Source organism: Neisseria sicca 4320 (assembly GCF_000193735.1).
GTDB lineage: Bacteria > Pseudomonadota > Gammaproteobacteria > Burkholderiales > Neisseriaceae > Neisseria > Neisseria sicca_E.
Map to the genome: position 1 here is coordinate 1 of NZ_AEPF01000033.1, position 10,295 is coordinate 10,295.

General features: G+C 45.5%; 3 protein-coding genes and 1 pseudogene. 2 read left to right on the forward strand and 2 right to left on the reverse strand.

Annotated features, from left to right (window positions below; all coding sequences use genetic code 11):
- Nucleotides 1–6,413: two-partner secretion domain-containing protein (locus NSCA4_RS0102875; RefSeq protein WP_016686740.1), on the reverse strand; the 6,413-nt coding region annotated here is incomplete at its 3' end.
- A gap of 623 nt (nucleotides 6,414–7,036) precedes the next feature.
- On the opposite strand from NSCA4_RS0102875, the gene NSCA4_RS13600 reads away from it, so the two are divergent.
- The gene (locus tag NSCA4_RS13600) at nucleotides 7,037–7,273 is read left to right on the forward strand and encodes a YrhB domain-containing protein (RefSeq protein WP_081476533.1); all 237 of its coding nucleotides are present in this window, start codon (nucleotides 7,037–7,039) and stop codon (nucleotides 7,271–7,273) included.
- Between the two features lie 232 nt (nucleotides 7,274–7,505).
- A pseudogene (locus tag NSCA4_RS13605) lies at nucleotides 7,506–7,762 on the forward strand (IS5/IS1182 family transposase); the annotation flags it as partial.
- Nucleotides 7,763–8,112: 350 nt separating this feature from the next.
- Here NSCA4_RS13605 and NSCA4_RS0102885 read toward each other — a convergent pair.
- Nucleotides 8,113–9,912, reverse strand: coding sequence for a ShlB/FhaC/HecB family hemolysin secretion/activation protein (locus NSCA4_RS0102885; protein ID WP_036537988.1), 1,800 nt, complete (start codon nucleotides 9,910–9,912; stop codon nucleotides 8,113–8,115).
- Nucleotides 9,913–10,295 lie beyond the last annotated feature (383 nt).

The following is a 10,295-nucleotide window of genomic DNA, read 5'->3' on the forward strand; positions in this document are numbered from 1 at the left end:
GGGCTGATCCTGTCGGCAGGCCTGCCCTGTTTGTCGGTAACCGTGCCGTCCCAGCCGCCGTTCAGGTCGAAACTGCCGCCTATGCCGAAGCTTTTGCCTTCGTAGCGGCTGTGGTTTTGAATGTCGCCGGCAGTAAGGGTGGCCGTCTGAAAAAGGTTTTTTCCTTTGTCTTCGGCACTTCTGGCGGAGGTGATGATGCCGCCCTTGAGGTCTGTGTTATCTCTGACTTTGATTTGATAGCCGTCTTCTCCGGCATAAATACCGCTTTGCTCGGTTACCGAAGCATGATCGGCTCGGATTTTGCTTTGGCTGTAACTGCCGCCGGCACTGAGTCCGTAACCGACGGTAACTTGGACATTGCCGTTTTGCTGTTTGCCCTGATAGGTTTCTGTGTCTTGAACGCTTTCTATATGCAGGTTGCGCGTATCTGCCTGTACGCCTTTGCCGATGAGCTGCGCACCTTTGAGGGTGGTATCCCCGCCGCTGCGGATGGTGGTTGTGCCGGCCGTACTGCCGACATGGGTGTGGCGGTGGGTAGTGCTTTCCCCTTGTCCTTTACCTTTGCCGAGATTTCCTCCGGCGGTAATTCCAAGACTGATGCCGTCGCCTATTTGGACGGCTACGCCTGCATTCCAGCCACTGCTTTTGTTTTTGCTTTGCTCGCTGCCGTCCTGTTTGGCAGATTGGAGTTTGATATGATTGTCGGCAATGAGTGTGGTACCTGCATGGCCGATGACATCGGAACCTGTAATATTGATATTGGACTGCTCCCCGCCTCCTGTGGCCGCAAGTGTGGTTTGCCCTTTGCCGATAATTTGACTTGCTGCCGCTTCGGTGTAACGGCTTTTTTGCTCGTTACGGCTTTTCTGTTCGCCGTAGGTAACGGACACACTGATACCGGAGCTTTGATTGTTGTTTTGACCTTGTCCCGCACTGCTGCTTGGAGCAAATTGTTGCATTTGTTGGGCTGCTTGATAACCCTGCCATGCAGCATTGGCTGCAGCCATGGCATTAACGCGTTTATTTTTACTTTTGCCCACATTTTGGGCTGCTTGTACGAAGTTTTGTGCAGCTTGGACAACCGGGACATTGAGGGCGACGGTGAGGCCTTTTTGTTCCCGGGTATGGACGTAGTCAGTGGCATACCGGTTGTTTGCGGACTCTACATCTATGCTTTTGGCAGTGACAGTATTGCGCCCCTCGGGGCTGGAGACGGTACTGCCGGTTTGTCGGTAGCGGTTTCCGGCAACTGTAACGGTGTCTCCATTCAGGCTGCCTATAATGCTGCCTGTATGGACAATATTGGTACGATCAGTGTCATCGGTAGTTTTTCGGTTACCGATAGTAAAGCCCAATCCGCCTGTGCCCATGACGCCTGATTTTTTGCTCTCGTGGTATTCATTGCCGGTGTAGCGATTATGGGCAGTAGAAATATCGATGTCGTTTCCTGCTTTTAAGACAGTGCCATTATCAGAAATAAGGTTGCTGCCGCGTACATTGATATCCTGCCCGGCTGCAACAATCATTTTGCCGCCGCCGATGTTGCTGCCGACTGCTTCATCATGACTGAAGCGGTAGCGGTCGTGTGTTTTGGTACTGGAAAGGATGCCTTTGCTTTTCCCGCTTACAGAGGCGTCCAATTCGGTTATTTGGCGTCCTTCGCTGATATTGACATCACGTCCCGCGGCAAGGACGGTTTTACCCTCGTCGGCCTCAAGTTCGCCCTGGCGGATTTTTAAGTCGTTGCCGGCTCTAAGCATTGCGCCGTTTTGCGTGCGGATACTGCTGCCGACTTCGGCACTTTGGCGGACATGACGATGATTTTTATCATCTAATGCACCATAGGCTTCGCGATGTTCGGTACGGATGGTGTCGAGGTTGAGATTATTACCAGCGGTAATTTGGGTGGTGCCGCCTTTAACTTGGTTAGAGACGGTGGCTGCATTAAGGTTGATATCGTTGTCGGCATGCAGGGATAGGATGCCGTCTGAAGCTCTGTTATCTACTTGCTCAGTATAGCTTCCGACCACGTTAATGCCGGCCATACGATCAATGGCGGTATTGCCGTTACGTTCATTACCGGAAGTTTGGGTTGTACCGTTAAGATTGATATTTTGCGCTTGGGCAGTCAGCAGTCTGCCTGCTTGTACCTGCCCGCCGTCGATATTGATACTTTTTTCAGCTTTTAAGCCGATTTGGTCGGCCTGAATATTGCCGTTGCTGTTAATATTCCGTGCTTGGATGAGTACAGCCTGCCGCCCCGCAATGGTACCGCTGTTAGTCAGGTTGCCGTTTTGCAGTTTAAGTAAGACTTGTTCGGCACTAATCAGGCCGCCGGAGGTATTGAGATCACCTTTTCGAGCCAGTGCATAAACTTTGGGGGCCAGTACGGTTTGAGTCGAACCGTCAGACAGGGTGACGGTTTGATTTTCCATCCAAACGATATCTGAAGTTAAGCGGGCAACTTGCTCTGCACTCAAGGCGATACCCGGGGTAAGGCCGAATGTTTTGGCAGCAGTAAGGCCGTTGTCCATCAGAGCTTTGAATTGTTCTTCATCACTTTTGTAGCCGTCGAGTCGGCGGTAGCCTGTTAACTGGTGGATTTGTTCATTAACAAGTTTTTGTTCATAGTAGCCGTCGCCTAGCCGTTTGTGTAGATGATTGGTGTCCAATTTCAGTTGTTGCAACATGTAGTCGCTGCTCAACCAGCGGCGGTAGTCTGCAAATTGAGGATCGGTTTCAACCAACCAGCCTTTATTACCGGGGTGGACGGTGTAGAGGCTGCTGCTAGGTAGAGTAACAGTAGCGTTATTTAATGAGACCACATTACCGGTATGGATACGCTGCCCATTGACGGCTGCTGTGGATGCTCCGTCAATCAGTTTGGCTGCAGATGCTGCGGGTTGAAAGGAAGGGGAGGCGGCATTCTGTTGGATGACGGATACAGGCGTGTCGAAGTCGTGGGTAAATAGTTGGGTATCATGGTAAGAAGTGTGGTTTTTTTCAGTACGGCGTTGTCTTTTTCTTCCACTGTACCATCCTTTTTCTGTAACTGAATCCCACTGTGTGCCGACAGCATCTGTGCGTCCCTTGCCTGTTGTACCTTGATTGGTGATTTCTTTCTGGTTTAAATCATCAGTGATAATACGCCCGCCTACTATAATTCGACTGTCTTTGTTCAGCCAGTCTTGGCCTGAAGCAGTCAAATTGCCGCCTACAGTAATGTGTGCAGGCCGGTTTTCAGTGATGCGTTCTTTATAAGTTTCGATGTGATAGTCTCGGACATGCCATTGGTTGGCCTCAATACGAGAACCATTGTTTAAATGGAAGGTAGCAGTTGTTTGGTCTTTTTTTCCGTGCGAGTTGTCGAATAGGCCGTCTTTTACTGCCTGATAATAGGTATTTTGCCCCAATACGGTGTAGTCGCGGACTTGCTTTTCCGCTTTGGCTAAGTATGCCTCTGTTTTAAAATGATTATTGATATTCTGCATATTCCTAACGGACATCAATGCATCACCTTGTACTTCCAAACTGGCACTGCCATTAACAAAGGTATCAGCCATGCCTGCCGCATGATGTTGTTCATCCAGTCGATTACCGATAGCAAAAATACCTGCGCTGGATAGTAGGGCTCCTTCTTGGTTATGAATCTCTTTCGCTCCGATATCCAAACGTTCCCTTGCAGCTATTGCTCCCGCTTTGGTGCTGCCTTCTGTCGTTTCTTCTCGGTTAAGCAGTTTTTGCGCGTCTAGGGCAATATGGTTACCATAGATTTTGCCTGTCCCGGTGTTGGTCAGGGTTTGACCTGCACCGATGCGGGTCAAACCGTTGCTGTTGATCAAACCCCTGTTGTCTACATGCTGTTCGGATGTGATGTTCGTTTGTTCTCCGGCAATAATTTTGCCTGTAACTTGGTTATCTATATTACCGGCATTGAGTTTGAGCGTATGGCCTGCTTGTAGGGTATGGGTATTTTTCAGACGGCCTTTTGTGCTTAGATTTAATTGGTTGCCTGCAGTGAGGTCGCGGTCTACGACGAAATCGTCCGCCAAGGCGATATCCAGCTTGTTACCGGCTGTTAATGTGCCATTATTGGCGAGTGATTTGGCTTGTAGTGATACATTACCAGTAGATTGAATCGTGCCATCCTCATTGTTTAGCGCCAAAGTGTTTTGATTTTTATCGTTAATAGACAACTGCTGGTTAGTGGAGATTTCACCATGCTGATTGTATAGGCCGTCTGAAACAGCTAATTGTGCTTGGTTTGCAGATAGGAGTTTGCCGTTTTGGTTGTCTACATTTCGACTATTGATAGTCAGTTGTTCGGTAGTAGTAATATGGCCGCTTTGGTTGATCAGTTGCTGACTTTGGATGCTAACCGTTTCAGCCTCTATACGTCCGTGCGTATTATCTAGAGTCTGACCTTTGGTATTCAGTTGTGCAACAGAAACTTTTCCTGTATTGCGAAGATTGTTATTGGTGGTGACGGTTCCACTATCGGCAAGAATGTTACCTGCGTTATGTAAACCGGCGGTATCAAGCTGTAAATGTGCAGCTCGAATATTGCCTTTTTTATCATTGCTCAAGCGGCCCGAATGAATGAGTGTCAGATTGTTAGCGGCAATTTCTCCCGCATTATGCAGTTCACGGTTGCCAATCTTGCCGGTTTGAGTTAATAAGTGACCGCTGTTTTTAGCAGTTTGAGCACTAACAGCCAGATCGTGTGCCTGGAGTTTGCCTTTTGCCGTATTGTTAAATGAATCGCCTGATACTTGTAGTTTAGCCGCATTCAGACTGCCCGAATTTTCCAAACTGTTTTTGGCGGCAATGTCAATTTGTCCACCTGCATTGATTGATCCTGCATTATCAAGTGCTCCCGTTGTTTGAATGCGTCCTCTGGCGTAGGTTTTTGCAGGTGCTGTAGGTGAAACGGGATTGTTTGAACCAGGGTTAGATGCCGAGACAGTGCTGCTACCTGAACCTGTTGCAGTACTCGGAATCTGCGGTATGACTGATGGATTGGGATTCAAACCGGTCTGTGGAACGTCGCTCACACCAATCTTGCCACTGTTATCGAATTTGCCAGCAGATACCAAATCCAATGCTTGTGAACCTGTTTGAGTAATATTACCCGTGTTATCCAAACTACCTGTTGACATATCTAAGCGGGCAGCCTGGATCGTACCGTTGTTTTGGTTTTTCAGACGGCCTAAATTACGGACAGTCAATTGACCTGAGGATAAGACCGTACCTGAATTGTCCAGCGTCTGGCTGTGAATATTGGCATCATCCTGTGAGGCAATCGTACCGCTATTATGGACATTGCGGGCATGAAGTGAAACCGCATGATTTTCTCCCGTCGCCGCAATCGTACCCGTGTTGACCAGTTTACCCTCAGCATTCACTGCCACATTGCCGGCTGAGGCAAACAATTGCCCCTGATTGCGCACGGATGTATCACGATTAGTGCTGATCAGGGTGATCTTACCGGCATACATACCACCCAATGCCCCTGTATCGATGGCATACAGTGAGTTGGCGGAATTTGTATTCTCTGCAGAGGAGAATGAAGACTGGATAGAGCCATCAGATGAGACATCATTTTGCCCTGCCAATACACGCACATCTTTACCCCACACTGGCGCATCAATCTTAACCGCACGACTCAATATCTGCGTGTAATCGGTATCGCGGGCATCCAAACCGTGTCCGGCGATTTCAACATTGCCTTGCCTTATCTTAAAGCCGCTAAGGTCTCCTGCTTGATATTGCGGTTGGCCTGTAGTCAAAGTAGCACGGGAAGCATTGATAAATCCCCCTCCATTCACTTGAATTCCTGCAGGGTTTGCAATCACCACTTCGGCACGTCTACCACCCACCTCAATATATCCGCCTAACAAAGAGGGATCAGCTGAATTGACTTGATTCACGATGACACAGGCCTCACCACCTGCAAGCCAGGGGTTGCCCTGTATCCAGCCACCCAACTGTGTTTGCACGTTCCGACGGCTGTTGTTCAAAATAGCACCACGGTTGTCAACATTGAAATGGGTGTATTGGTTAACTGAAACCCCTGCGGCAGTAGGGGTTTGGATATTGGCCTGCGGGATGCCGTTACCGGTTTTCATGATGGTAGGCTGTTGCTGTGCAGGTGCGGATTTGTCGGCAACGATACCTTGGGCATTAGCAGAAGAAGAAGTCAGGATAAGGGCAGAACCGAGCAGTAATGAAAGAGAGAATGAGATAACAGAGATAGAATAGATAAAACCTGCAAAGCCGGAAATATCATTTGGCAAAATACCTACAGCTTGGGTGTCGACTGTGCTTTTGCCTCCGCGTTTGGCATTTTCAGCAACGGCCATCATACTGTTTCGATGTTTATTAAAAACGACTTTGTACAGGGTACGATTCATAGTAAATGCTTTCTCGGTAATATTTCCTACAAATATTCATTCTAACTTGAATTAACTTTGTATGGGTAGGAAAATTTATTTTGGATTGGAGAGGATTAGCTATGAATGTCACAGCATTGGGCAAGTTATCTAACAAGTAGTGGTTGTCGTCATTATTGTAACTATGCTTGAAATACGAAACCCAGATAGCTAATTGTAAACCAGATAAAAAAACGGAAAAGGAGCTGCTTGAATTTTTGTTCCTGAATTTACGGCTTAACCTGATAGAAATCTAGGAAAATAGTATTTAATGTTATAGTTCTGTTGATTTAGACACAAAAATCCCTATGGTCTTACAGACATCTGTACGATCATAGGGATTTTGCTTTATCTTAGAACTTTGTAAAAATAGTCTGTTAATGAAATTTAACGCATAAAATGTACCAAAAAATTTTCAATTAACTAAACCTTTCTAATTTTTAGCCAAAAAGTAGGGAAAATCAAAAAGGTTTTTCATTTTGAAATGGGCTTTAGCATAAAATTCTAGTAACGTATGTTATTTCAAAGGTCTCTGATGGGCAAATACAAAAAAGAGGAGAAGTCAATTTTACTACCTTCAAACATTTTCAATTTGGAGTATTTCCATGATAATTACTTATCAAGAAGCAAAGAAAATTGCAGTATCTTTTTTAAGTCAAATAGAGCAAGAAATAGGAATGTCATTATTAATAGTTGAATCTCATATACGAGAAAATGATGATGGGTGGTTTTTCCCATATCAGTCAAAAGAATATTTAGAAACAATGGATATAAACAAATCTATTATTGGAAATTGGCCTATATTTGTTTCTAAAAATAGAGGAGTTCCTTCTTTTCGTTGATGCTAGCTCATTAGTTAAGTCGTATCTCACCAAACTTGAAACTATCTATATAGAATAGAAATAAATTTATAACAGCTGAAATATATGATCTAACAGGGTATTTTCGAAAACCATAGTCTGCATGAAATTTTCTAGTAGGATATGTGCGATATGGTACTCACGCTAACTTGTAAAGTTTACAAGGCTGAGCATGTCTGTATTCCCTATTGAATGACAAAAGGCCGTCTGAAAACTAAAAGAGATCCAGTTGCTAGACGGCATTATGTGCAAAGCCCACCGCAACCGCTCGCTGAAGGAAGCGCAAACGAAGCGTAACCGACATTTTTCGAAACCCGTTATGTGGTCGAACAGAGCTTTGGGACGAAATTCCGCTATGCTCGGGCAGCCTATTTTGTTCTGAGCAAAGTGAGTACGCAAAGCCATCTGAAGGCGAAGTGTTTGAACCTGTTGAAAGCCGCCAACAGGATAATTGCGTCCGTTGCCGCCTAAAAGGCATCCCGGATGCCCGATTATGGGGTGTCCGGGGAGAAAAAAAGGGGAATTTGTAACAAAAAACAGCTGGCATCCTGGGTTTGGGCTTCGGCTGTTGGGGGAAATGAGGAAGAGGGGTATTTTGCAAAGGTCTCTAAATAACAGTCCTGAAGAAATCGGCACGTGTTTAAGGCTGACATTGAGCCGCTCAACGAAGATAGTCGATAGTCATTCAAGAAAATATTGGTCATAAAAAAGTAAGGCAGATAAAATCTACCTTACTAACACACTTCAATCAATCATATTTTAAAACACAGCATTATCAAATTTTCTTATTCCTTCCTTGTAACTCTGTCGACTATATCGTTTTAAAACGTATAACCTACCTGAAAACCGCTTGCCCATTTCCTTGATTGGAAAGATTCTGGCTTTTTCAATGCACGGCTGGTAAATATATCGTAGTGCAGGTTGCCGCCAAGCTTCATCTGCCCGCGTATCCCAACTGCTGTACCGGCTAAGGTTTGTCCCGACAGCCATTGGGCGGATTGTCCTGAAACATGTCCTACATCAGCCCCAAGATAAAGCTGATGGCCTGGTTTAAATTGCCAACTCAAATCGTTTCGCCAATACCATCCCCGTTCGGCAGACAAACTCATTTCACCGTCGAAGCCACGCACAGTGTAGCGTCCGCCGATGGCCAGTTTGTCTTGCGATGTTAACGGGGTTTTGTTCCATTGTGCGTGAACAGATGTATCGTAGGCAAATAGCTGGCTACCGATTTGAAAAGGAATGTTTACATCAGCCGAAGCCGTCCAAATTTTCATACGTGACGAGCCTTCGTTAAAGGCTTCTTCGGGTGCACGCAGAGCATCTTTCATACCAGTACCACGTTTATATTTCAACTTAAAATCTGCTATGCTACGGCCGATATATTCTTTGTGGGAAAGTTCTGCCAACCAACCTGCAGTTTTACGCCTTTGTACAGTCAATTCGGCATCATCAATATAGCTTTTTGTTTCCCTTGTCCACAGTTTCACACCGAGATAAGTTTTGCGTTTGGCATCACGATACAACAAGCGGTTGAAACCGAAATCAGTATTGTAACTTTTCCCATTATAATCATACACTTCTGACAATCCGGCAACTGCCTGATGGTAACGGTAGCCGTTGTGATTGAATGCCCATGTCCATTTACCGAAAGGAACTGAATAATGTACTGCGTAATTGTTCGATCCGCCTTCTTTGCGATGACCGTCAAAATTTTCTTCATTGGGTGTATCGCCAATTGAACGTCCATAATTTACATAAAACATATCACTCAGTCCAAAAGGATTGTCGACAGAGAAAGTGATATTTCCTTGATATTTCCCCGTCGCTTTACTGCCTGAATTATCCACGCCTACACTTACACGGTATGGCAACAAACGTTGCCGCCATTGCACCACAACATCACTTTGGTTTGGTTCGTCCTCTACGGGAACGATTTGAATATCGACTTCTGCTGTTGGGAGCCGTTTGAGATTTTCCAGCCCTTGTTCTAAATCACGCAGATTCAACAGATTGTCTGAGCGGGTGGGAAATTTGTTTTGAAATGCTGTAATGCGTTCAGCATGGGTTTGAGCATCATTAGATCTATCGATTCGTATGAAGCGCAGATAGCCCGGCATCAGTGTTAATTGAAGCTTGCCACTATTCAAATTTTGTGGTGCAGCCAAAATACGTGTCGTGGTATACCCCCTACCGATTAAAGCATTTTGCGCCAAAGACATGATTTGATTGATATCGCCCGCATGCAAACACTTGCCGGGAACAAAATGTGTTTGGCGCAAAGCCTGATTGAGCGCAAATCGAAATTTAGCGGCTCCTTTACCCACCAATTCCACTTCAGAAATAGGAAAGCATGGGCTTGCTTCATCCGAATTTACACTACCTGCCTGTGTTGCCATCTTCTCCCTACCTGTATCAGCATCATCTAAACGCACATCTTGTTCAGGCAACATCTGTTCACGCAGCTGCTTCTCCCGTTGACGCTGGAGAATATCCTGTTGTTGTGAAATGGCTTCAGGGGTGGGAGCGGCTGATGTTGGGACAGGAAAGGCAGCTATCAATGATAGGAATAATAGTGATAATGGAGGAAATATGGCTTGGGAGTAAACGAAGGATTTCATAGATTGGGCTAAGTAATGTAAATGGACAATTATAGCAATGAACAAAAAAAAGAGAAAAAGAGACCTTTTATTAGCTCTAGTAGATAAAAGCTCGGTTGGATGTTTATTCGTTTTCCATTGGACGATGGCATATGGAAATTTCAAATGAAGTGTTACGGCATATTTCATTTATCCGGTAAATTTCCTGCCATGCCTTATGCAATAAAATGTTCCGCACAATTGGGGTAGCTTTCAATATCCGGTATCGGTAAAAATAAATTTTTCGTTGGTTACACCAAATCCTCAAAAGCTCGTCTGCATCATTAATTACGATATGTTTCAGAATCAGTCCTTTTGAACCCACAGGAAGCAGGTAACGTGGATCAGGGTTATCAAAGTGCCTT

Bases quoted from the DNA above. Each gene is read 5' to 3' on its own strand.
- NSCA4_RS0102885 (WP_036537988.1), bottom strand. From the start codon at position 9,912: ATGAAATCCTTCGTTTACTCCCAAGCCATATTTCCTCCATTATCACTA.
- NSCA4_RS13600 (WP_081476533.1), top strand. From the start codon at position 7,037: ATGATAATTACTTATCAAGAAGCAAAGAAAATTGCAGTATCTTTTTTA.